24 protein-coding genes and 2 other RNA genes are annotated in these 23558 nt (G+C 36.8%); 16 read left to right on the top strand and 10 right to left on the bottom strand.

Going from position 1 to position 23558, the window contains the following annotated elements; translation table 11 throughout:
* Window positions 1-230: 230 nt before the first annotated feature.
* The 4 genes from B5F08_RS11900 to B5F08_RS11885 form a co-directional block, all read right to left on the bottom strand.
* A complete protein-coding gene (locus B5F08_RS11900) occupies window positions 231-737 on the bottom strand; it encodes a hypothetical protein (protein ID WP_087379776.1) in 507 nt (168 codons plus the stop codon).
* Between the two features lie 18 nt (window positions 738-755).
* On the bottom strand, window positions 756-1262 hold the full coding sequence (locus B5F08_RS11895) for a hypothetical protein (protein ID WP_087379773.1): 507 nt from the start codon (window positions 1260-1262) through the stop codon (window positions 756-758).
* A gap of 116 nt (window positions 1263-1378) precedes the next feature.
* Window positions 1379-1927: a hypothetical protein gene (locus B5F08_RS11890; protein WP_087379770.1), complete on the bottom strand. Its 549-nt coding sequence runs from the start codon at window positions 1925-1927 to the stop codon at window positions 1379-1381.
* Between the two features lie 85 nt (window positions 1928-2012).
* A complete protein-coding gene (locus B5F08_RS11885) occupies window positions 2013-2303 on the bottom strand; it encodes a hypothetical protein (RefSeq protein WP_087379767.1) in 291 nt (96 codons plus the stop codon).
* Between the two features lie 143 nt (window positions 2304-2446).
* Here B5F08_RS11885 and gpr point away from each other — a divergent pair, with 143 nt between their 5' ends.
* Together gpr and B5F08_RS11875 are read left to right on the top strand one after the other, a co-directional pair.
* Complete coding sequence (gene gpr / locus B5F08_RS11880) at window positions 2447-3331, top strand: GPR endopeptidase (RefSeq protein WP_087379764.1); 885 nt, start codon at window positions 2447-2449, stop codon at window positions 3329-3331.
* 74 nt (window positions 3332-3405) lie between these two features.
* Window positions 3406-4059 (top strand): metallophosphoesterase, encoded by a 654-nt coding sequence (locus B5F08_RS11875; RefSeq protein ID WP_158096300.1) that lies wholly within the window; start codon window positions 3406-3408, stop codon window positions 4057-4059.
* A gap of 102 nt (window positions 4060-4161) precedes the next feature.
* On the opposite strand, the gene B5F08_RS11870 is transcribed toward B5F08_RS11875, so the two are convergent.
* From B5F08_RS11870 to B5F08_RS11845, 6 genes are all read right to left on the bottom strand, one after another.
* Window positions 4162-5904 carry an NADH-dependent [FeFe] hydrogenase, group A6 gene (locus B5F08_RS11870; RefSeq protein WP_087379758.1) on the bottom strand — a complete coding sequence of 581 codons (1743 nt, stop codon included), beginning with the start codon at window positions 5902-5904 and terminating at the stop codon, window positions 4162-4164.
* A gap of 20 nt (window positions 5905-5924) precedes the next feature.
* Window positions 5925-7712: an NADH-quinone oxidoreductase subunit NuoF gene (nuoF, locus tag B5F08_RS11865; RefSeq protein ID WP_087379755.1), complete on the bottom strand. Its 1788-nt coding sequence runs from the start codon at window positions 7710-7712 to the stop codon at window positions 5925-5927.
* 15 nt (window positions 7713-7727) lie between these two features.
* Window positions 7728-8096, bottom strand: coding sequence for a (2Fe-2S) ferredoxin domain-containing protein (locus tag B5F08_RS11860; protein ID WP_087379752.1), 369 nt, complete (start codon window positions 8094-8096; stop codon window positions 7728-7730).
* Complete coding sequence (locus B5F08_RS11855) at window positions 8097-8648, bottom strand: ATP-binding protein (RefSeq protein ID WP_087379749.1); 552 nt, start codon at window positions 8646-8648, stop codon at window positions 8097-8099. It lies immediately after the preceding gene.
* An 11-nt stretch (window positions 8649-8659) separates the two neighbouring features.
* Window positions 8660-9157 (bottom strand): NADH-quinone oxidoreductase subunit NuoE family protein, encoded by a 498-nt coding sequence (locus tag B5F08_RS11850; protein ID WP_087379746.1) that lies wholly within the window; start codon window positions 9155-9157, stop codon window positions 8660-8662.
* A 458-nt stretch (window positions 9158-9615) separates the two neighbouring features.
* Window positions 9616-9927 carry a helix-turn-helix domain-containing protein gene (locus tag B5F08_RS11845; protein WP_087379743.1) on the bottom strand — a complete coding sequence of 104 codons (312 nt, stop codon included), beginning with the start codon at window positions 9925-9927 and terminating at the stop codon, window positions 9616-9618.
* Between the two features lie 217 nt (window positions 9928-10144).
* On the opposite strand from B5F08_RS11845, the gene ffs reads away from it, so the two are divergent.
* The 14 genes from ffs to B5F08_RS11770 all read left to right on the top strand — a co-directional run bounded on the left by ffs (window position 10145) and on the right by B5F08_RS11770 (window position 23557).
* Window positions 10145-10243: signal recognition particle sRNA small type (gene ffs, locus B5F08_RS11840), an RNA gene on the top strand.
* 91 nt (window positions 10244-10334) lie between these two features.
* A complete protein-coding gene (gene dnaX / locus B5F08_RS11835) occupies window positions 10335-12035 on the top strand; it encodes a DNA polymerase III subunit gamma/tau (protein ID WP_087379740.1) in 1701 nt (566 codons plus the stop codon).
* 56 nt (window positions 12036-12091) lie between these two features.
* Window positions 12092-12442, top strand: a complete 351-nt coding sequence (locus B5F08_RS11830; RefSeq protein ID WP_087379737.1) for a YbaB/EbfC family nucleoid-associated protein — start codon at window positions 12092-12094, stop codon at window positions 12440-12442.
* A gap of 4 nt (window positions 12443-12446) precedes the next feature.
* Window positions 12447-13049 (top strand): recombination mediator RecR, encoded by a 603-nt coding sequence (gene recR, locus B5F08_RS11825; RefSeq protein WP_087379733.1) that lies wholly within the window; start codon window positions 12447-12449, stop codon window positions 13047-13049.
* Window positions 13049-13510 carry an SsrA-binding protein SmpB gene (smpB, locus tag B5F08_RS11820; RefSeq protein WP_087379730.1) on the top strand — a complete coding sequence of 154 codons (462 nt, stop codon included), beginning with the start codon at window positions 13049-13051 and terminating at the stop codon, window positions 13508-13510. The genes recR and smpB overlap by 1 nt, the downstream gene beginning before the upstream one ends.
* Window positions 13511-13608: 98 nt before the next feature.
* Window positions 13609-13953: a transfer-messenger RNA gene (gene ssrA / locus B5F08_RS11815) on the top strand.
* A 542-nt stretch (window positions 13954-14495) separates the two neighbouring features.
* Window positions 14496-15296 carry a Shedu anti-phage system protein SduA domain-containing protein gene (locus B5F08_RS11810; protein WP_087379727.1) on the top strand — a complete coding sequence of 267 codons (801 nt, stop codon included), beginning with the start codon at window positions 14496-14498 and terminating at the stop codon, window positions 15294-15296.
* Between the two features lie 116 nt (window positions 15297-15412).
* Window positions 15413-15955 carry a hypothetical protein gene (locus tag B5F08_RS11805; RefSeq protein WP_087379724.1) on the top strand — a complete coding sequence of 181 codons (543 nt, stop codon included), beginning with the start codon at window positions 15413-15415 and terminating at the stop codon, window positions 15953-15955.
* A gap of 855 nt (window positions 15956-16810) precedes the next feature.
* A complete protein-coding gene (locus B5F08_RS11795) occupies window positions 16811-18919 on the top strand; it encodes a GTPase (RefSeq protein WP_087379719.1) in 2109 nt (702 codons plus the stop codon).
* A gap of 27 nt (window positions 18920-18946) precedes the next feature.
* Window positions 18947-20659 (top strand): GTPase domain-containing protein, encoded by a 1713-nt coding sequence (locus B5F08_RS11790; protein ID WP_087379716.1) that lies wholly within the window; start codon window positions 18947-18949, stop codon window positions 20657-20659.
* A 223-nt stretch (window positions 20660-20882) separates the two neighbouring features.
* Window positions 20883-21173, top strand: coding sequence for a hypothetical protein (locus B5F08_RS11785; RefSeq protein WP_087379713.1), 291 nt, complete (start codon window positions 20883-20885; stop codon window positions 21171-21173).
* Between the two features lie 475 nt (window positions 21174-21648).
* Window positions 21649-22014 (top strand): type I restriction-modification system subunit M N-terminal domain-containing protein, encoded by a 366-nt coding sequence (locus B5F08_RS11780; RefSeq protein ID WP_442856079.1) that lies wholly within the window; start codon window positions 21649-21651, stop codon window positions 22012-22014.
* A 37-nt stretch (window positions 22015-22051) separates the two neighbouring features.
* The gene (locus B5F08_RS11775) at window positions 22052-22813 is read left to right on the top strand and encodes a DUF2971 domain-containing protein (RefSeq protein ID WP_087379710.1); all 762 of its coding nucleotides are present in this window, start codon (window positions 22052-22054) and stop codon (window positions 22811-22813) included.
* Between the two features lie 69 nt (window positions 22814-22882).
* Window positions 22883-23557, top strand: coding sequence for a hypothetical protein (locus B5F08_RS11770; RefSeq protein ID WP_087379707.1), 675 nt, complete (start codon window positions 22883-22885; stop codon window positions 23555-23557).
* Window position 23558: the final 1 nt, after the last annotated feature.

Here is a 23558-nt window from a genome sequence, read left to right as displayed (position 1 = left end):
TAAACCCCAATTCCTCCTTCTTTTTTATCAAAGTGTTGGTTGCTTGATAAACGCAAAAACCCTGAATTTCAGATAGAAATTCAGGGTTTTTGGACAAGCTGAAGCTTCGGTACGTTATTACCGAAGCTTCGTTTTTTGTCAATGCAAAACTTTTGAGAAAAGAACAAAATCATATATATAAAAAGTAGTTACCTGTGTGATTTTATCCAGTAGTCAGTTTGTTTATGTAATCAGGCGTTGTCGGTAACAGCGATTCCGAAAGTAATGCTGCCCTTGTATTCTACACCGTACTCATATCTGCCTGCGATAACAGGGAGAATCTGATACTGCTTTGTACCGTCCTCAGTGAAAGAAACTACCTCTTTACCAACACCTACAGCACCTGTAGAAGCGTTAGTTTCAATAGTTTCACCTTTTTCATTGATAATCTGATATCTGATAGATGTACGTGGGCTGGTAGTGTCACATTCGAGAACCATCTGATCATTATAAGCATCTGTTCCGGCAATTGTTACGGAAATCTTTTTGCCCTCAGGGAGATTTTCAATATCCTCGGCAACAACATCAACGGTTGTTCCTTCATTTCCCATTGTAACTGAAGCAGGGATTGTAACTGTGTAGGTTGGTTCTGCTGTAAGAGTGCAGCTTATGCTCTGCTCATCGGCTGAAAAAGAAATTGAAGCGGCGCTGAGAAGAACTGCACAGCACATTACTGTAGTTAAAACTTTTTTAAACATCTATATTTCCTCCTTGTTTCAGGTAACTACCAAAGTTGTTTTTACTTCTGCCCCGTTCATAGGGGAGAGATTTTCGTCTAAAGAATATGTATTTATTTGCAGAATTAAATCATATGTGCCGGGGTTGGGGACATTTTCTAAAGAGATTTCTTTTATAGCCTTTCCCGGTTCGATTAAATCTGATTTGTAAAGTACGCTGTCGCCTACTTTAAGGGTATATTCAAAATAACAGGGATTGCCCTCGGGATTTACAAGAGTGATGTTTGCGCTTTCTGCGTTTTGGGGAATGGTAATTTCACCATATCCGGGAATTTTTATGCCAGTTGTTTCGTTTCCTAAGTCTTCCAGTGTTTTGTCCCAATCTTCGGCATTATCAGCCAAGGAAAGACCTTTATTGTTGCTTACATCCTGCTGTTGACTTCCGTTAAAACAGGTGAGATAAACAACAACCATAGCCATAATGAATACAGCTAAAATCAAAACACCGATGATAATCTTAGATTTATCAATTCGTTTGTTTTCCATGGGAATAAAATCATCCTTTAAATAAGTCTTTTTGGAAGGCTGAAAAGCACAAAGCTTCTCAGCCTTCTTTATAGTTAAATAAATACAGAACGGAATGATTTAAATAATGAATTAAATTAGATATCTTTAAGCTCGACACCGAATGTCATAGAACCTTTGTATTCAACACCTTTCTGGATTGAGAGGTTCTGGTTTGTTGAACCCGGATAGTCGAATGCACAAGGATACATCTGGAAGTTTGCTGTACCGTCCTCTGTGAAAGAAGCAAGCTCCATGCCTTTTATCTGCTTCTCAAGAGCGCCGCTTTCAAACTCGTCGCCTGTACCTTTGATCATCAATGTCATCAAATAATTTTTTCCGCCGTCAGGATTTTCAGCTTCAAGATAAAGGCGTCCGTATGTACCGCTGCCCTTTGTGAGTGTTACGGAAATTTTCTTTCCCTCAGGAATGTGCTGTACGTCGCTTGCGGTAACTGGAACATTTGTGATTTCTTTAGTATCAATCTCTATAGTCTGAGGTATTGTTACAGTGTATACCGGATCATAGGGCTGGTACATTGTGATATCGGACTGAGCCGAAGTTGTGTTTTCTGCGCTTACCTGTGCAGCCATAACTGAACCAATCATGGCAACAGCAAGCATAGCTGCGATAATTTTTCTTTTCATGATACTCTCCTCGATTTTTTCCGTCTGCACCATTATTATAAGACTTTTCTTTTTAACTCATCATCATAGAACGGTAAAAAATCTGTTAATTTGCTTTTCTTTTTTTACCGATGATAAAAGCCGATACTCCTGCCGCAGCGGCGCATATTGCGGTAATACCGGGGATAATAGTGCAGTTGTTTTCTCCGGTTTGGGGAGAGGATGGCAAAGACTCCGTTGTTGATGAGGAATGTGTTTCAATTTGGGTTTCGGTTGGTTCATACATAATCAAGTCAGCTTCCTGAGCCGATATATTTTGACAAAGAAGCACCATGAAAACCATTAAACCTGTAATTTTCAACATTACTTTACCTATTGAAAAAAATCTGTTTTTCATATAATCACCTGCCTAATTTTAATTATAGAATATTAAATATTAAGTTTTTAATCTGATAAAGGTAAATTGTGGGTTAATTAAATGCATACCTTAAACAAAAATCAAGATAATAGAAATATATCAGTATAGAAAAGGTGATTGAAATGCAGATGAGAACGGATTTAGCCATAGAAGCAAAGGAGCTTGCAGGCGATGAGCTTTCAGGAGTTGAGCAAAGAGAAGAAACAAAGGGAGATATGAAGATAACATTTACAAAAATAACAGGGGAGGGAGCGGCACGACTTTTAAACAAAAGCCGAGGAACATATGTGACGGTTGAACTTCCGTCCCTTTCTGATAATATAAAACACACTGATAAAAGAGTTCCGGAGATAGGAAAGATAATAAAAAATCTGCTTCCTGTAAACGGACTTATTTTGGTGGTGGGTTTAGGAAATAAGAGAATAACCCCTGACGCTCTCGGGCCTTTGGCGGCGGAAAAGATTTTGGCTACACGGCATATTTCGGGAGAGATTGCCAGAAGCACGGGCTTAGACAAATTAAGGCCGGTAGCTGTTGTGAAAACCGGAGTAACAGGGGAAACGGGAATAGAAACAGCAGAGATGATTTCAAGTATTGTAAAGAGAATTAAGCCCACAGCGGTTATCACTATAGACGCCTTGGCGTCAAAGAGCCTTTCACGTTTGGGATGTACAATACAGATTACCGACACTGGAATATCTCCGGGGGCGGGGGTGGGAAACTCACGAGCCGCAATAAATTATGAAACACTGGGAGTTCCTGTTGTGGCAATAGGAATACCAACTGTTGTGGACGCCGCCACTCTTGCCATAGATATATTAAATGCTGAAACAGAGATGCAGGCTTCACAGATAGCAAGAGAGGTCACTCCAAAAGGAAATAAAATGGTGGTAACCCCGGGAGAAATAGACCTTTTGTGTTCCAGAGGGGCAAAGCTATTGGCGATGGGAATAAACTGCGCCTTGCAGGATAAGTTTTCTCTTGAGGAAATTATGGAGTTTGTATAATTTATGTTAATTCATTGACACCTATTTTTTCCTGATATATAATTAAATCAAGAAAAAATGAAAGGGTGATAGCTGTGAGCGTTTATTGTGTTTCTGACATACACGGAGATTTAGAGAGATTTGACAAGCTTTTGGAGAAAATAAGTTTCTCCGAGGAAGATACAATGTATGTAATCGGAGATGTGGTTGACAGGGGCAAAGAGCCTATAAAGCTTTTGATTAAAATAATGGAAACGCCCAACATCACTCTGCTTGAGGGCAACCATGAAGAGATGATGAGTCTTGGCCTTGACCCTATCCATGAAAAAAGAATTCTTCATATTTGGCAGTGGAACGGGGGAGAAAATACATTCAGACAGTTCATCCGCCTTGAAAAGGAACAGAGAGAAAAAATTCTTGATTATATAAATGACCTTCCCGACTATATGGAAATAACGGTGGGGGGAAAAAGATTTTATCTTGTACACGGATGTCCCTCTGACGACCATCGCACCAGAATATGGGAGAGAGTGGAAAAGGAAGAGGATTACACAGAATTGAATTTGGGAACTATTATTTTCGGACACACTCCAACCATTATGTATATGGACGTGGATAAGAACGACCATTTGAGAATTTTTCACGGAAAAGGCGTAATAGGAATAGACTGCGGATGCGGCCACTCAATGATAGAAAACCGCAGACTTGCCTGCATAAGACTTGACGATATGAAGGAATATTATGTGTAAATAAAATATCCCTCGGCTGTTTATAAGCCGGGGGATAAGTTTATTATAAAAATAAGGGTGCGGATTTCCGCACCCTTTAAATTTTATAGTAATAAATAATTATCAATATTTCTTACGTGCAACGTAAGTTGTGTGGAGAAGCTCGTGAGCCTTATGGCTGCCAGGTTCTCCAAGATATTCCTCGTAAAGCTTCTTAACAACAGGGCTTTCGTGGGATTTTCTCAATGGAAGGTTCTTATCCTCATCATAGAGAGCCTTTGCACGGAGAGCTTTAAGGTCTGTAAAGTTGCGAACCTGTGCAGGCTGAATCGGCTGGCCGCCGCCGTTTACACATCCGCCCGGGCAGCACATGATTTCGATAAACTGATAATCTGCCTCGCCGGAACGAACCTTATCAAGAATTTCAGCTGCATTTTTAAGACCGGAAGCAACTGCAACCTTAACCTTAAGTCCTGCAACATCGTATTCAGCCTCTTTGATGCCCTTTGTACCTCTAACATCCGGATATTCGATTTCTTTCAAATCCTCTCCGGTGAGAGTATCAGCGGCAGTTCTCAAAGCAGCTTCCATAACGCCGCCTGTTGCGCCGAAGATTGCAGCAGCACCTGTAGTAACGCCCAAAGTTGGGTCAAATTCACTGTCAGGAAGCTCTGTAAACTGAATACCTGCGGATTTAATCATCTTTGCAAGCTCTCTTGTGGTGATAGAAATATCAATGTCAGCAAGACCGTTTCTGCCCTGGTCATCTCTCTTAATTTCAAACTTCTTAGCTGTACAAGGCATAACAGATACAACAACAATGTTGTCAGGGTCGATGTTTTCCTTTTCAGCGTAGTAGCTCTTGATTATTGCGCCTGTCATCTGCTGAGGTGACTTGCAGCTTGAGAGGTTGGGGAGGAGGTCCGGATAATAATGCTCGCAGAACTTAATCCAGCCCGGTGAGCAGGATGTAATCATAGGAAGCACGCCTCCGTTTTTAACACGTCCGATAAACTCGTTAGCTTCCTCCATAATTGTAAGGTCTGCACCGAAGTCTGTATCGAATACCTTGTCAAAGCCGAGACGCTTGAGAGCTGTTACCATTTTGCCCTTTACGTTTGAGCCGATTGGCATACCGAAGCACTCGCCCAAAGTTGCTCTGATAGCAGGAGCCGTATGTACAATAACAATCTTATCCGGATCGTTGATAGCGTCGAATACCTTGTCTGTGTCGTCCTTTTCAACCAATGCGCCTGTAGGACATACAGCAGTACACTGACCGCAGGAAACACAGGCAACATCAGCGAGCTTCTGCTCGAATGCACAGCCGATTTCTGTGTCAAAACCTCTGTTGTTAGCGCCGATAACGCCTACAAACTGCTCTTTACAAGCGGCAACGCATCTGCGGCAAAGCACACACTTGTTGTTGTTTCTTACAAGATAAAGTGTGCTTTCGTCGTTCTCGTAGTGAGGACGAGCACCCTCAAAACGGTTTTCGTTGTCTATCCCGAAGTCAGCGCACATTTCCTGAAGCTCGCAGGAGCCTGAACGTGGGCAGGAAAGGCACTTTCTGTCGTGGTTGGAAAGTATAAGCTCAAGGGTTGTTTTTCTTGACTCCTGAACTTTCTTTGTATTAGTAAAGATTTCGGTTCCCTCTCTGTCGATTGGGTAAACACAAGCGGCAACAAGAGAACGGGCTCCCTTTACCTCGCATACGCACATACGGCATGCGCCGATTTCGTTTATATCTTTAAGGAAGCAGAGAGTAGGAATTTTAATTCCGAACTGCTTACATGCCTCCAAAATTGTAGTGTTCTTCTCAACAGAGAAAGGCATACCGTTAATTTTAATGTTAATCATTTCCATTTTAAATTATCTCCTTTCTCTTATTCCTTTATAATTGCGTCAAACTTACATTTTTCCATACAAGCGCCGCACTTGATACACTTGTTAGGATCAATAACGTGAGGCTGTTTCACGCTGCCCTGAATTGCGCCAACAGGACATACTCTTGAACAAGCTGTACATCCACGGCACTTATCCTCAATAATCTTGTACTGGAGAAGCTTCTTACATACGTGAGCAGGACATTTCTTATCTACAACGTGAGCCATATATTCGTCACGGAAGAAATGAAGTGTGGAAAGAACAGGGTTAGGAGCTGTCTGACCAAGTCCGCAAAGTGAATTCTCTTTAATGTAATAGCAGAGCTTTTCCATCTCGTCAATAAGTTCAGGAGTACCCTGACCTATTGTGATTTTGTCAAGCATTTCCAAAAGTCTCTTTGTACCGATACGGCAAGGAGTACATTTACCGCAGGACTCGTCAACTGTAAACTCAAGGAAGAATTTTGCAATATCAACCATACATGTTGTGTCGTCCATAACGATAAGTCCGCCGGAACCCATCATTGAGCCGATAGCGATAAGGTTGTCGTAATCAATCGGAACATCAAGGTGGGAAGCAGGGATACATCCGCCGGAAGGACCGCCTGTCTGAGCTGCCTTGAACTTTCTGCCGCCGGGAACACCGCCGCCGATTTCTTCAACGATTTCACGGAGAGTTGTTCCCATTTCAACTTCAACAAGACCTGTATGCTTGATTTTTCCGCCCAAAGCGAATACCTTTGTACCTGCGCTCTTTTCGGTTCCCATATCCTTGAACCACTGTGCGCCGTTTAAGATAATCTGGCAGATATTAGCGTATGTCTCAACGTTGTTGAGGATTGTAGGCTTGCCGTAAAGACCCTTAACAGCAGGGAATGGAGGACGTGGACGAGGCTCGCCACGCTTGCCCTCGATAGATGTGAGCAATGCAGTTTCCTCACCGCATACGAATGCGCCGGCGCCGAGTCTTAACTGGATGTCAAAGGAGAAATCAGTTCCGAAAATGTTGTCGCCCAAAAGTCCGTACTCGTGAGCCTGGTCAATAGCTATCTGAAGTCTGTGAACAGCGATAGGATATTCAGCTCTTACATAGATATAACCCTTGGAAGCGCCGATTGCGTAACCTGCAATAGCCATTGCTTCCAAAACGCTGTGCGGGTCGCCCTCGAGAACAGATCTGTCCATAAATGCGCCCGGGTCGCCTTCGTCGGCGTTACAGCCTACATATTTCTGGTCAGCTTCGTTTGCAGCTGCAAAGCTCCATTTAAGACCGGTTGGGAAGCCGCCGCCGCCTCTTCCTCTGAGACCGGAAGCCTTGATTTCATCGATAACCTGCTGTGGTGTCATCTCTGTCAAAACCTTACCGAGAGCTGCATAACCGTCCATAGCTATGTACTCGTCGATTTTCTCAGGATTGATAACGCCGCAGTTTCTCAGAGCAACTCTCTTCTGTTTCTCATAGAAAGGTGTGTGGTTAAGGCTCTTGATTGTATCCTGTTCAACTGTCTCCTGATAGAGAAGTCTTTTAACAATACGGCCTTTGAGAAGATGCTCTTCAACAATTTCCGGAATATCCTCAACCTTTACCATGCTGTAGAAGCTGCCTTCCGGATATACAATCATGATTGGACCCAAAGCACAAAGACCGAAGCAGCCGGTTCTGATAACATTAACTTCCTTTTCAAGACCTTTTGCCGCAATCTCTTCCTTGAGCTTTTCAATTATAAGTTCGCTGTTTGAGGAGGTACAACCGGTACCGCCGCATACAAGCACGTTAGAACGATACATATGTTTTCCTCCCTGTTATGAGTTTGCACCGATTGTGTATTCGGTAACTACGTTTTTATTTACAATATGGTCATTAACAACCTTTGCTACCTTTTCAGGTGTCATCTTTACATATGTAACCTTGTCCTCGCCCGGAACTTCAATTTCTACAACCGGCTCAAACTGGCAAATACCGATACAACCTGTCTGTGTAACTGTTACGTTTGTAAGACCTCTTTTTGCTATTTCTTCTGTGAAAGCGTTAAGCACAGGTCTTGCTCCTGCTGCTATTCCGCATGTTGCCATACCAACAAGAACTCTGATAGCGTCCGGATTGTCCTGACGCATATTAAGCTGTGCCTTTGCTCTATCTCTGATTGCCTGTAATTCGGCTAAAGATTTCATTTATAACGCACCTCCGTAAAGTATTTCTGTTTGTTCTTTTAAGTAATCATCAATCCACTGCATGACCTCCGGCGTGTCCAGAGGAACATCACCAAGCACCTCTTTAAGCTCTCTGGTGTCGAGAGTAAAGGTTTTGTCGTCAACCGAATGAGTAAATACAATGTTTGTGTCGGGATTACAGCGGATTAAAATTGAAATTGTTGAATTTATATCTCCGAGAGGAGTCATATCCATGTGGGATGAAATAAATTTAGCGGTTACAACAGTTCCTTTTCCTAATTGTGACTTAATGTCAAGGTATCCGCCCGTCTGTTCTGCCGCCATTTTAAAGAGAGGGATACCAAGTCCTACCTTCCTGGTGGTTCTCGTGGTAAAAAACGGGTCAATAACGCTTTTTACCTGTTCTTCGGACATACCGCAGCCGTCGTCGGTAATTTTTATTTCCAAAGTGCTCTGTTCCGTATTCTCTGTAATTTCTATTTTAATAACAGAGGCTTTCGCTCTTACGGAGTTTTGAGCAATGTCCATTACATTTAAAGAAAGCTCCCTCATACTTTATGCCCTTATGCCATGTACTTTGCAAGTATTCCGTCGATATCCTCAACCTCAAGACGTCCGTAAACATCGTCGTTTACAGTCATTACAGGAGCCAAACCGCATGCGCCTATGCAGCGGCAGGCTGTAAGAGAAAATCTTCCGTCTGCGGTACATTCCTCAGCACCTATTCCCAAAATCTCGGAAATTCTTTCAATAATCTTTCCTGCGCCCTTAACATAGCAGGCTGTTCCAAGACAGACAGAGATGTTGTACTGTCCCTTTGGTGTAAGTGAAAACTGTGAATAGAAAGTAGATACTCCGTAAACCTCTTCCAGAGGAACTGAAAGACCCTCAGCAATCATCTTCTGAACTTCTATTGGCAGATAGCCGTAAACTTCCTGTGCTTCCTGCAAAACGGGCATTACTGCACCTGGATCATCTTTGTGTTTTGCGATAATCTCTTTAAGCTTGGCTTCCTGCTCGGCAGTTCCGTTAAAAGGAATACTGCTTATTTTCTTTTGCATCTGTTATTTCCTCCTTAGCAATAAAATAATTATGCAACATCAATATTCTCTTTAAACGATAAATAATTTTATCTGTTCTTATGCATACAACTACATAATAACATATATTTATTCAAAAGTCCACAAAAATTTAATCTCATGAGTGAAATTTTATACACTAATAACTGATTTTGAATTTTTAAATTCCTATTCCTGCATAATTTTGATTGAATAGGAAAATATACTCAGTCATACACCCACTCAAGCCCGGTAATAAAGTTGTCAATGAATTAACATCTTAAATTATATGCAGGATTTGAAATAAAAATTTTTGATTTAAAAAAGAAAAAACAGCCTTTCGGCTGTTAAAAATAAAAAATCGTGATTTATTTGAGTTTGAAAAAAGGATAAAAATACAAATTCTGGAATATGGATAATTAGGAGTTTTTTAAGTACAATTTGTTGCTGTTAAATTTTTATCAGCAATGCATTTTATCAATCAGTTCAAAAAGAATGTCCTGCTGTTCCTTGTTAAGCTTTGACCATTTTTCCAGAAGAATTTTTTGGGAGTGGGTAAGGGTTACAGGAGCGTCGTCCTCGGCAAAAAGGTGAGAAAGAGTTATTCCGAAAGCATTGCATATTTTTTCCAAAGAGGGGACAGAGGGAACCATGTCCTTTCTGTACTGGGAAGAAATGGTAGATTGAGGAAGTCCGGAGTGTTCTGCAAGCTGATATTCCGTCCATCCACGCTCAAGTCGATATTTAGTTATGGTTTCAAGAATATTTTTCATTTTATTTCACTGCTTATATAAAGTTTATCTATATAATAGCATGAAATAAAGAATTTGTGGATATAAGATGTTGTTTTATTTATAATTTTAATCTGTGATAAAACGTCTTAAAATACTTTTTGTAAAAAATCTCAAAAACACTCTTGATTTTTTGGTTAATTCATGGTATACTACACAGCGGAATGCAAGTCTATGAGTTTTCGCATGGATAAGTGAGCGGCAGGCCCTGTACGATTGAGGCCTGTGAACCATGTCAGGCAGGGAACTGAGCAGCATTAAGCAGTGCACTTGATGCGATACAGTAAGTCTGTCGTTCACTTATTTATGCGACGGCGAGCAGGAGATCCCCAAAAGGATAAATGTTTCGCAAAGGCTTGCATTTTACTTTTATTTCGGGGGTGAGTTGATTGTATCAGGTTCTGTACAGAAAATGGAGACCAAAAACATTTGATGATGTTTCAGGTCAGGAGCATATAACAACTACCCTTGTAAACGAACTGAAATCCGGAAGAATAAACCACGCATATCTGTTTACAGGCTCCCGTGGTACCGGTAAAACCACCTGCGCCAAAATTTTGGCAAAGGCTGTGAATTGTCTTTCTCCGGAAAACGGAAACCCCTGCGGCAAGTGTGAAAACTGTATTGCGGCAGAGGACGGAAGCTTTCAGGACATTGTGGAAATGGACGCCGCCAGCAACAGAAGAATTGACGATATCAGAAGCGTCATAGACGGTGCAGTTTTCACTCCGGCAAAGGGCAAATATAAAGTGTATATAATCGACGAGGTGCATATGCTCACCCAAGAAGCTTTTAATGCTTTGCTTAAAACCTTGGAAGAGCCGCCCTCACACGTTATATTTATCTTAGCTACCACAGAGGTTCACAAGCTTCCTGCTACTATAATTTCACGCTGCCAGAGGTTTGATTTTCACAGAATAAATCCTCATGTAATAAAGGACAGACTGAAATATGTGGTTGAACAGGAGGGCTGTTCAATAACCGACGATGCGGCTTTGCTTATAGCGGCAATAGCCGACGGAGCATTGAGAGATGCGCTGTCTTTGACAGATAGATGCATAGGTTTGAGCGGCGGGGAAATAACACTTTCGGTTGTCAGAGAAGCGGCAGGCCTTTCGGGAAGGGGCTATGTGTACGACATGGCGTCATCCTGCATAAATAAAAACTGCGGAGAAGCTTTAGAGCTTATTGCAAAGCTCTACGGTGAGTCAAAGGACATGGCAAGACTTTGCGAAGAGCTTACCGAGCATTTCCGAAATCTTATGCTTTTAAAAAGCGTAAAGAACCCGGATGATATTCTTGTTGTGGGAAGAGATGAACTTGAGGTTTTGAAGTCCCATGCGGAGAGAATAAGCCTTTCGGAAATCGTCCATATTATGGATGTTTTGGGTTCGGCTTTCGAGAGAATGAACAGGGGAGCAGACAGCAGAACAGAAATGGAAACTGCTGTAGTTAAACTTTGTTCTCCTCAGCTTGATGTGACAGAGGATGCGGTTTTAAGCAGAATCGGAGCTTTGGAGCGAACCGTAAACCGCCTTATGAACATGATTTCAAGCGGAACTTTGACAGTTCAAAAAGATGACAATCTGAATAAAAACGGAGAAACTTCCAATAAGGCTGAAACATCAGAAAACACTGCTGAGTTTAAGGACACAGATAGTTTAGAGAATACTGTTTCCAATCAGACAGAAGACCCTCAAAATTCTTCGAGAGAACCTCAAAGAAAAAGGGGAGCGGTTGATGTAGATGAGATTTACCGAAATGCAAAGCCATTCCCAAACTGGAAAGAAGTAGTGGAGAATCTCAGGAAATATTCAAAAACCATTTCAGCCGCTTTTGACGGAACAAAAGCATATGTCAGCGGCAGATATATATTGATAGACTCTCCGTCAGATATTCCTTTCCAGCTTTTAAAACAGTCGTCACAAAGGGAAAAAATCAGGGAAGCTGTTTTGGAAATCACCGGTGCAACCTACAGCCTGGGACCATACAGACCACCTGAAAAGAAAATCCGTGAGGAAAAGGAAGACCCAATGGAAAAGCTCACAGAAAACTTTAAGAGTTTGGGTATCGAAGTGACGGAAGAATAATTGATTTAGCAAATAAAACTTTTGAATAAATATTTATTAAATTGGAGGACATACTTATGAAAGCAAGATTACCAAAGGGATACGGTTCCAACGGAGGAACAAACCTTCAGCAGATTGCAAAGCAGGCACAGAAAATGCAGGAGCAGATGGACGAAGCATCAAACGTGCTCAATGAAAAAGAATATTCCGCAACAGCAGGCGGAAATGCTGTAAGCGTAACAGTTACAGGTAAAATGGAAATCAAATCAATGGACATTAAGCCGGAAGTTGTTGACCCGGAGGATGTTGAGATGCTTTCCGACCTTATCACAGCTGCAGTAAACGAAGCACTGAGAGCTGCTCAGAAGGATAAGGAAGACACAATGACAGAGCTTTCCGGTGGATTTAGCTTGCCGGGCTTGTTCTGATAACATGGGAAGTTATAATGTAGCACCTTTGGACAGGCTTGTGGAGCAGTTTGAAAAATTGCCGGGAATAGGCATAAAGACAGCTCAGAGGCTTGCCTATTATGTGCTTAATATGAGTCAAAACGAGGCGTCGGATTTTGCCAAGGCGATAACCGACGCCCACGACAAAATAAAGTACTGCACGGTTTGCTGTAATTTTACAGATAAAGAAAAGTGTTCCATATGCAGCGACCCTAAAAGGGATAAAGAAGTTATCTGCGTTGTGGAAGAGTCAAGGGACGCCATGGCGATAGAGAACACAAGGGAGTTTAACGGAACCTACCATGTGCTTCACGGAGTAATCTCTCCTCTTGAGGGCATAACTCCCGATAGACTGTGCATAAAAGAACTGCTGGCACGTATAAATAACGGCAATGTAAAAGAGGTAATAATGGCAACAAATCCCACAGTTGAGGGGGAAACAACCGCCATGTATATTTCAAGACTTTTAAAGCCATTGGGTGTAAAAGTCACCAGACTTGCCTATGGAATACCTGTAGGCGGAGATCTTGAGTACGCCGACGAAGAAACATTGCTCAGAGCAATAGAGGGCAGGAGTGAACTGTAATGAAAGAGTCACTTAAAACAATAGCTCAAAATAAAAAAGCCTACCACGACTACTTTGTAGATGAAAGCTATGAAGCGGGAATAGAGCTTTGCGGAACAGAGGTAAAATCTCTGAGAGCCGGAAAGGTAAACCTGAAAGATAGCTGGTGCTCTATAGTGGAGGGCGAGATTTTTGTAAATGGTATGCATATAAGTCCATATGAACACGGAAATATTTTTAACCGTGACCCTGTAAGGGTAAGAAGACTTTTAATGCATAAAAAAGAGATAATGAAGCTTTACGGAACGGTAAAACAAACCGGCTATTCACTCATACCATTGAGCCTGTACTTTAAAGGAAGCAGAGTAAAGGTTCAGGTAGGACTGTGCAGAGGTAAAAAGCTCTATGATAAGAGAGCCGATATGGCGGCAAAAAGCGCCAAGAGAGATATCGACAGAGCTATGAAAGAAAGCAGAAAATGACAAATATCTCTTGAAAAGTAATAGGAATAGTGATATAATACTTTTCCAAAGAAAGCAGCTTTAAATACAAGGTTTGTAAAAACCAGATAAATCTATTAGGGGATGTAAAGGTTTCGACGGGGATTTCAAGCCATGGTAAGCGAGCAGCGGTGCGGAACCGCTATAAAATCCGTAACTTAAAAATAACTAACAACAATAAAGTTGCTTTAGCTGCTTAATGCAGCTCGTTCTTCCTCGGAGTACCACGGCTGAGGTAAGGGCGTCGATTAGTGGTAAATGTGAATCAAAGAGTGTTTCGGCTTTGGTCACACAATAGAAACTACCGACTTATGAATCCTGTTGTTGGGAGTCATAATGGGGGAATCCCAAAACAATAACTGCGCTCGGAGAAAGCCGTGAGGCGAGATTTTCGGACAGGAGTTCGACTCTCCTCATCTCCACCAAATCCGCACCCAATGCATAATTCTTACAGCATTATGCATTGGGTGCATTTTTGTTGTCCAAAAATCCAGTAATAAAGCCAAAAATTGATACTTACGCGTAACGATTTATTTTGCCAAAATAATGCAGTCTTTCTGATTAGAGTCATAAAATATGGTTATACCAATAAAAGTTTTATACTCACTGTAACGATTTATACTAATCTGGTGCAAATCGGCGTGCTTGGTGCAAATCTCCTTGATAAATGGTGTTTTATGTTTAAATTAGTTTTGTTTGTAATTTACTGCGTGATATTTTATAAAAATCATTTAGCTACTTGCATTTAATAATTTAAGCTATTATAATATTTATTATAAAAAACAGTAGTGTTGTGTGGTAAAATTTAGCAGCTCCACTCTTTAAATTATTACTGATAAAATGCTTTTATAAAAAAGAATATAAAATATAAATGGAATAATTTTAATAATTTTTATAAAATGCGACTTTTGTATTTTATTATATTTTATAACCATATATTTTGAATATATTGATTTGGAGGTTTTGCATGAAGCCAAGCAAATTATACAAAAAAGATTTTTTTGAGTTGTCAAGCGCTGAGAAAAAAGAGAAATCTGATTATATCAAATCTCAGGAAACCATAGATATTACCAAAATAAGTTTATATTCTAAACTATCTATGGCAGTAAGACATAACCTATCGTTGTTTCCAAATAATTTAGTTGTCCTACAAGATGAAAAGAATACCAGCGATCTTGAAGCCATAAATTCTAAGTTTTATGATTTAATTCATAAGGAGGGAGCGTTAGAAAGAGATGTGCTTAATTATATAAATCACACTCCGGCATATCATATCGTTTGTGGGATACTAATGGATAGATTCCCTTTTGGCCATCATGAATGCTACCTATTTAAAGAATTTTGTCTCGGAAGCAAATATCGAGCTGACTATATGATTATCGGAAAAGGTTCTGGTGGTTATGAATTTGTTCTTGTTGAATTTGAGAAACCTGAGGGGAGAATTACACTTAAAGATGGGCACATCGGTGAAGCTATCAGAAAAGGTATATTTCAAGTTGAAGATTGGAAGGCTTGGATAGAGGGCAATTTTAATGAATTATCAGAAGATCTTATGAGTGTTAAAGGCGACGAAACTATGCCTTCTGAACTTCAAAAATATGACAGTACACGCTTTCATTATGTAGTGGTATGTGGTCTGCGATCAGATTTTAGTGATAAAACATATCGCACTGCCCGCGAAAAGGCAAAAAATTTAGGTATTCATCTGATACATCATGACAATCTATATAAAAATGCAGTAGAACTATTAAAGCGTGATACATTTTAATAATTTTATAACTTATGAAAACTATACGCTATATCATGTGAATAAATTTATTTTTGACAATAAATATTAGCGTTTTTATATTTAGTTTACAAATTTCGAGTAGGATGATTGAGTTTATGAATGAATTTGTTTTTTGGGATACAGATATTACTGGAACAGAAGATTACGATATTAAGGGTCAGGACTATAGCAATTTAATCAATATCTGTTGTAAATATTGTACAGTTCTATCATTTAGAATTGTAAATTCAGAGATTTCTTTTAAAAAAGAATTAGAAAAATTTCAAATTCCAAGACCTGAAAATATTAAATATGTTTATAGACATTACTATAAAAATTTAGAGTATCAATCTGACGTTAAATATTTCAGAGTTTGTCAAGAATTAAAAGACTTGCTTTTAGAAATTGCTGACAGTATATTTGAACTAATATGTGGTTTGGGCTTTAAAAATCCGGAAGATCCTGTTTTTTATAGAGATGACGGGAGCGTATTCTTTTCGTCTATAATTCATGATGGTAAATGTTTTTTATTTCCTACTGACTCAGAAAATATAAGCGATATAGTTTCGTCAGATCATTGGGTACATAAAAATGAAAGTACTACAAAAATAGCTGATATTAAGTTATTCAAAGAACCACCTGATTCAGAAAATCTATAAGAGAACAACAAAATAAATGTTTTAATCAGATTTTATGAACAGGTTCAGTAAAAACGGACAATAGAAAAAAGGACCTCCTATGGTAGAATAAAAGAAACTACCATAGGAGGAATTTTTATGCACAGAAGTTATAGACACATTAAAGATTACAAAAAATACTTGAATTTAAAGATAGCAACTGACACCTCAGGAAATCGGGAAAAGATTCGATTTACAGAAGAGAAAACAAAAGGGCTTGTAAAGAGTCATAACAAAATACAATGCCAAATGGCAGAAAGAATTGAAATAAAGCCTCAAATTGATACTTACACGTTGCGATTTATACTAATCTGGTGCAAATTAGAGCGCTTGGTGCAAATTTTATTTAAATTCACGATGTCCTGGTAATATTAATTATATATAATTAAATTAATTGGTCAATCTTTCACTTTAGTTTTCATTATAAATTTTTAATTTTAAGAGTGGGTAAATTTTATAGGCGCTAAAATTCTATTTGGTAAAGTAAGAATTTGCAATGAATATAGATTATTTACGTATTGACGCACAACTCACGTTATTTTTAGTGATTGTTTCGATAAAAAATTACAATATGTTTAATTATTATTATATATTAAGTTGATTTTGAGAGATATATGTTTTATAATAAACCTAAAATGTCACACCAAAATAAAGCGCATAGAAAATAAATGGCAAACTATTATAATACTATAAAGGATTTTAGTTTTAAAAGTAGAATTAATAAAAACAAAATGAAATTAACTTTTGTTGCGTGATTTGGATAATGTATCATGGTTAAAATAAAGAATCTAAAATCTTTTTGTAAAAGATGTAAAATATATGTACAGGAGAATACCCATGAGTTTACAAGAAGAAATAAAATCCACTGAAAAATTAGACGATGTATTGAAAAAGTGTGAGGATTATGCGGAACTCGGAAGTAGGCTCGCAAAAGATGCGGTATCACTACTTAGAAATACTGTTTGGAATGTATCAGAAATTTTAAATAAAGAAATAGATAACATTAAAAAGAGCAATTTTAGTGATAATAAAACTAATGAAAGTTTAATAACACAGTTATCTACAATTAGTAGTGATATTAAAAAGTTACCAGAGGGTCTAGTAGAAAATATCAATGCACTATCCAAGACAACATTTACAATTACACTTTTTGGAAAAACAATGGCTGGAAAATCTACGTTAATGGAAATTTTGACACATGGGAATGGAGAATCTATTGGTAGAGGGGCACAGCGTACAACCAGAGATATTAGAACATATATGTATAGAGGTTTGCATATTACTGATGTTCCTGGAATTGCTGCTTTTGAAGGAAAAGAAGATGAGGATATAGCATTTGAGGCTGCAAAAAAGAGCGATTTAATTCTCTTTTTGATAACGAATGATGGACCACAAGCTTGCGAAGCGGAATGTTTGAAAAAAGTATTTGAACTGGGAAAACCGGTAATTTGCATTATTAATGTTAAAGCAGATATTAGCCATTCAACAAATTTTAAGATATTTGAGCGTGATCTAAATAAAAAATTTGAAAAAGAGAAGTTGGATAATATTAAGAATCAATTTATTGATTTTGGAAAACAGTATGGACAAAATTGGCGTACAATTAATTTTGCTTATGTTCATTTAAAATCTGCCTTTCTTTCACAGCAGGAGGAATTTATAGATAACAAAGATAAATTGTATAAATTATCCCGTTTTAGTTATGTTGAAAGATTGATTGTAAATGAAATATGTACAAATGGAAGTTTTTATAAACTGAAAGCGTATACAGATATTGTTGTTGTGCCCCTTGTTAATGTTTTAGAAACTTTATTTAACCAGAGTGCGCAAAACAGTAAACAGGGATCTATTCTTATTGAAAAACGAAAAAAAATTAATAAATGGACTGAAGATTTTGAGGTTGATGGGAAAAAGCGTATTAAAGCGTTCCTATCTTCATTATCAGATGAATTAAAACGTGAAATTGCTTCATTCTCAGAAGATAACTATGACAATCAAAATGCAAGCGACGAATGGAATCAAATTTTGGGAAAAAAACATATTGAAAAACGTGCAGAAAAACTACTAAAACAGCTTGGGAAGGAGTGTGAAAAAGAACTGCAAGAAATAAGTCGAGAAGTAAACAATGAAATTAAGCTTTCGCATGAGGTGTTTTCAGATGCTTCAATTAATATGGATGTAATTATTGATGGAAAACGAATATGGAATTGGGCTACGACATTAGTAAGTGGAGGTTTGATGATAGCTGGTCTATTTCTTTCTGGACCAATCGGTTGGATTGGTGCTGGAATTGGTTTGTTTGGATGGCTAGGGTCAATCTTGTTTAGTAGCAGAGAAGAAAAAATTCACGATGCTCGTCAGAAATTGGAGAAAAAGCTTTCAAATTACATTGATAAAATGATTATTAGATTGGAAAAAAATATGCTTAATGTTTTATATAATGAATTATTGAAAAAACAATTATATCCAATGAAGAAAACTATAAATAATGTTATTAGCTCGATTTTTGTATTATCTAATGTGCAGCAGAACTTTGCTATTGAACTTAACAAAAAGCTTCAAATGATTAACATGTCTGTAGTCAAAGAAGCGTTGGTATATTTGGGATATTCAGAAGCGGTGTGTAATATTTTCAATATTGCAAGAATACCTGGATATGCAATGATGATTATTCTTGAGGATGGTAAACATTTTCCTGATGATGCTTCTAAAAAGTTGTATTCTCTTATGAAAGAAAAAATCTGGTATGTATTTAAAAAAGATAATTTAAAATCAATGTTATTGCAAGCTATTGGACGTGGATGTGATAGAGATGAGATTTATATCCAGTATATAGATAGTGTTCCTAGAATAGCACACATTCCTAAGATAGACAGTGTCGATGCAAGTACAAAAAATCGTGTGCGAATGGCTCAACAAATTACAGAGCTTTTAATTATGAAGTAAGGAGAAATTAAGTAAGGAGAAATATATATGAAAATAAAAGATTCAGTGTCAATTTCGGTATTTATAGAAAAAAGTAAAGATTTACTTGAAAATATTCGTGAGTTTCTAGATAAAATTGGATATGATACGAGCAATGTGCCCAAAGATGTATTTGAAGGTGATAAACCCGTAAGCATTGTTTTTGCCGGACAGTATAGTGCTGGTAAGTCTAGTATTTTAAAAGCGTTGACAGGAATTCAGAATATTGCAATAGGTGAAGGAATAACTACTCAAGAGGCGCATGAATATGATTGGAACGGAATCAAAGTGGTTGATACTCCTGGCATTCATACCACACTTCATCCTGATCACGACGCTATTTCATATCAGGAAATAGCTAATTCTGATATGCTTGTTTATGTTGTGACACATGAATTGTTTGATGATTTTATCGGAGCGAACTTCCGAAAATTACTGCTCGAAAAAGATAAAGCTGCTGAAATGATTTTAATTGTTAATAAGATGGCTGACATTGGTAATACTGTTGAAAATCAAGAAATTAAGCTTAAAGATTTAGAAAAAGTAACTACGCCATATACACCGGCACAGTTACGAACTGTTTTTATTGATGTGGAATCATATCTTGATAGTCTTTCAGAAGATGATGAAGAGATCGCAGAAGAATTAAGAAATCGTAGTAATTATGATTCTCTTATAAAAACATTGAATAAATTTATCAGCGATAAGGCTATCCCTTTGAAAATGACCACTGTACTTTATCAAGTTTTTGAGGTACTTCAAAATGCTATGGTTGAATATCAATCTTCCACTGGAGATAGTGATATTGATGCACTTGAAGAGCATCTGTTACAAGAACGACATATATTATTAAATTCGCAGTTCAGAATAGAAACAGAGGTTAAACGTATAGTTCAAGAAGCAGCATCAAAAATACGTGAAAAGGGACGCAAAATAGCGAATTCTATTTATGATTTTGAGGACGAGAATGATGCTAAAGAAGCGATTGATAATGCATATAAAGAAGTTGATAAAATAACGGATACATGTATTGACAACGTGACTCACAGAATAGAAGAATTAGCAGATGATTGTATAATGCAACTGGATCAGTTTTATAAATCTGATTTTTCTAAGGATCTGGAATTTAGATTGGAAAATAAGTTGAAAAAAGGAAATCCAACGATAGAACATTTCTTGAAATCTGATACCATATTTTATACTGGCAAAAAGATAATCGCCAATACAATTGGAACAAAATCTTCTGCAAGTGGGTTACAAATTTTCTCTGGGAGTAATATACATCAAAAAGTTTTGGATATTGGACATTTTTTTGGACATAGTTTTAAACCTTGGGAAGCAGTTAAGTGGGCTAGAGGAATAAATGTATTTGGTAAAGTGGTTGGAGTATGTGGTGTAGTGTTTTCATTAGGAATGCAAATAAAAGAAGACATAGATAAAGATAAAATTCAACAAGAAATGAGAAAAAATCGTGAAGAACTCCGTGGTAGTTTTGCGAATGCTGCTAACGAAGTTGAAAAATATTTTAATAATGCATTGGAAAAATTTTTGAAAGAAAATTATGTTATGCGTGTCGACCAAATTGATACGCATATTTCCGAAATTAGAAATATGCGTATCAATAAATCAGAAACGTATAAAATGCTTGAAAATCTACAGGTTAAATGCAGAAATATAATATCTGATATTCATAAAAGTTGTGTAGTTGATGTTGATAATTAAAATTTAAAATATCATATACGTACTATATGTTACGAATTTATTTGTTCCACTATTAGCAGTAATTTCTGTAGATAAATGAGAACTTAAGACTTTAAGATTGAACTGACTCAAGTGTTCTATTGGAATCAGTTTCTTAGATGCAGTGTATAGAGTTTCGCAGTTTATTTTAAAATACATGAGAGTTGATAAATTTGTTTTACAAATAAGCTATATGAGGTATTAAATGGTAAATGAACAAAAGATATTAGAAATAATAGAAAAAAGAAGAAAAGCGCATCCTCAAGATCCACAAAAAGAGAAACTTTTCTGGTTTCCATTGAGAGATGCCCTTGGTGATAATGAGCAAGATGCGCTTTTTTATCTAAATAATATAGATGATGATAAGGCTGTATTTTTCAGCGAAATATATGAAGATGTTATAGAAAGATTTCCTAGTAATGAGATGGAGAATATCTTTAAAGATATCATAGATAGAGCTAGGGAATATATGATTACAAATGATGTTTTTGAATAGTAAATATAATATTATATTTACTAACTTAAGATTAGATATTATTTGAATTTAAGTTCTATAACATATTGATAGATTATACAATTTTAATTAGCTGAAAAATCACCATAAGTATTACATATATTTTCTTTGATATAATTACTTATTTTGTTCTATTCAGCATGAAATAAACATCATCAGAAACTTGATAGTGGTTACAGATAATTTTGCAATAATTGAGAATATCCAAAGAGTTAAGATTAGTTTCTATATATAGATTATCTGCTTAAATTGATAGTCAATTTTATATATAAAAATATTGTATCATAATTAGATAATGTTTTCAATGCAGGTTATTTAAAGATAAAATCAAAACATATTTTCACATATTGTTGCAAATTTTTAAAAAATCATTATAATTTAGATAGATTAATGAATAATTCGGAGGAATAAAAATGGCTAAAGTAAACAATGCCAACATTGGTTTTGAAAAACAAATATGGGATGCTGCCTGCGTGTTTTGGAGCATATCCCTGCTGCTGAATACAGAAAGGTTATTGTAGGAATTATTTTCCTGCGTTATATATCCAGTGCTTTTGAGAAAAGATATCAGGAGCTTGTGGCTGAGGGTGACGGTTTCGAGGACGACAGAGACGCTTATGCGGAAGAAAACATCTTTTTTGTACCGGAAAACGCCCGATGGGGGAAAATCGCTTCTGCGGCTCATACTCCCGAAATCGGTACATCATTGCTTGATGCAATTCATAATAACTGTGTTGAGAACGCAAAATTAGTTACTTTAAGAAATATTATTCTTCCGAGTCTGATGTCCGGAGAGATTGATGTTTCTGACATTGATTTTTGAATAAATTTTGATTAACTTAAATGGAGGATAAATAATTATGGCTTACCTTTATGATGAGAAAACGATGAAAGAAATAAATAATAGTTTTACACCTAACCCTTCACAAATTATTGCCAGATATATGGGTTTTGAGAAATTTAAAAAGTTAGTAGAAGATAAATATTTGTGGATGGCAAAAGCTGAGAGTTTTATGGATGCATATGAAGGAGAAATTCCGCCGCGATTTTTTATAAATTGGGATAAAGAAAACGAAGAAAGTTATAAGATTATAAAGGAATGTAAAAGAAAGGTTTTTTCTGCATATATTAGTTGTTGGTTTGAATTTGAAAGAGAATCTGAGCCAATGTGGCTTGCATATGGATGTCAGAATGATGAAAATGGACATAGAGATAATAATGGAGTGTGTATTATAAGCAATGTAAAAAAATTAATGGAATGTACAAGTTCGTTTGATGCTGTGGTACATAGAGTAAATTATATAGATTACGAAAAAGTGAATAAAGATATGATAGTACCACCGTTTTTCTTCTCAAGAGGAGAAAATGGATTATTTAGGGAAAGAATATTCTATGTTTATAAGAAAAAGGAATATGAAGCCGAAAAAGAAATTCGTGCTATTACGTATCAAAATAATAAAAAAATGGGATTAGAAGTGTCAATTAATCCTAATAATTTTATAAATAATATAATTATAAATCCGCATGCAAAGAATGAGGAAAAAGCTTATATCAGAGATTATATAATAAATGCAGGGCTTAAAGATAAAATTATTGACTCTGAAATTATTTGCAATAATTAACTGATAGATTGATGTTTTTAACATCCATATTTAAGACATTATCATGTCTTAGAAAGTGAAGTAATTAAAATGAAGTTAAATCTTAAGAGGGTTAGTAAAAAAATTAAAATTTATATGGCATTACCTCACGTATGGATTTTATTTATAGTTGTATTATTGGCTTTAATAATGTTTGGATTGTCTTTTGTATACAGAGAAACAAATAGCTTTTTATCTTCAATTTTTGCAAATATATTTGCAGGATTACTAACAGGTGTGATTATCTGTCTTATTACAACAATAAAATCAATAAGTTTATATAGGACAGAGTGTAAGATTAAATGGCTCGAAGATTTGCATAAAGCATGTTTTAATTTTATTTCAATGTATAACGATATGCTTTTATCAGGGAAAAACAAATTTAAAAGTGATGAAGATTTTTATGAATATGTGTACAACACATTATGTTGTGGAAATGAAGTTAGTCATATAATAAGTCAAAGTTGTTTCAAAGAAGTATTGCCCTTTGATCCAAATAAGTATTGCAAGAAAGAATTTTCTTTTGATGCAGAAGAAACACTGAATGACAATTATATTTTACGTGATAAAATCATGGAACAAGATATTTCAAGAGAGTCAATAACTAAAATTATAGAAATGTTTAAACCAATGGAACAGCAGATATCTACTCTAAATAGTAAAATACTAAAAAAGATAAATGAGCTTAAAATAAAACAAAGAGCAATAACTGTTTCTATAGGATAAA

The organism is Anaeromassilibacillus sp. An172 (assembly GCF_002160515.1).
GTDB classification, from domain to species: Bacteria; Bacillota; Clostridia; order Oscillospirales; family Acutalibacteraceae; genus Limousia; species Limousia pullorum.
The sequence above is the reverse complement of the archived record's forward strand: the minus strand, read 5'-3'. Positions and strand labels throughout refer to the sequence as shown.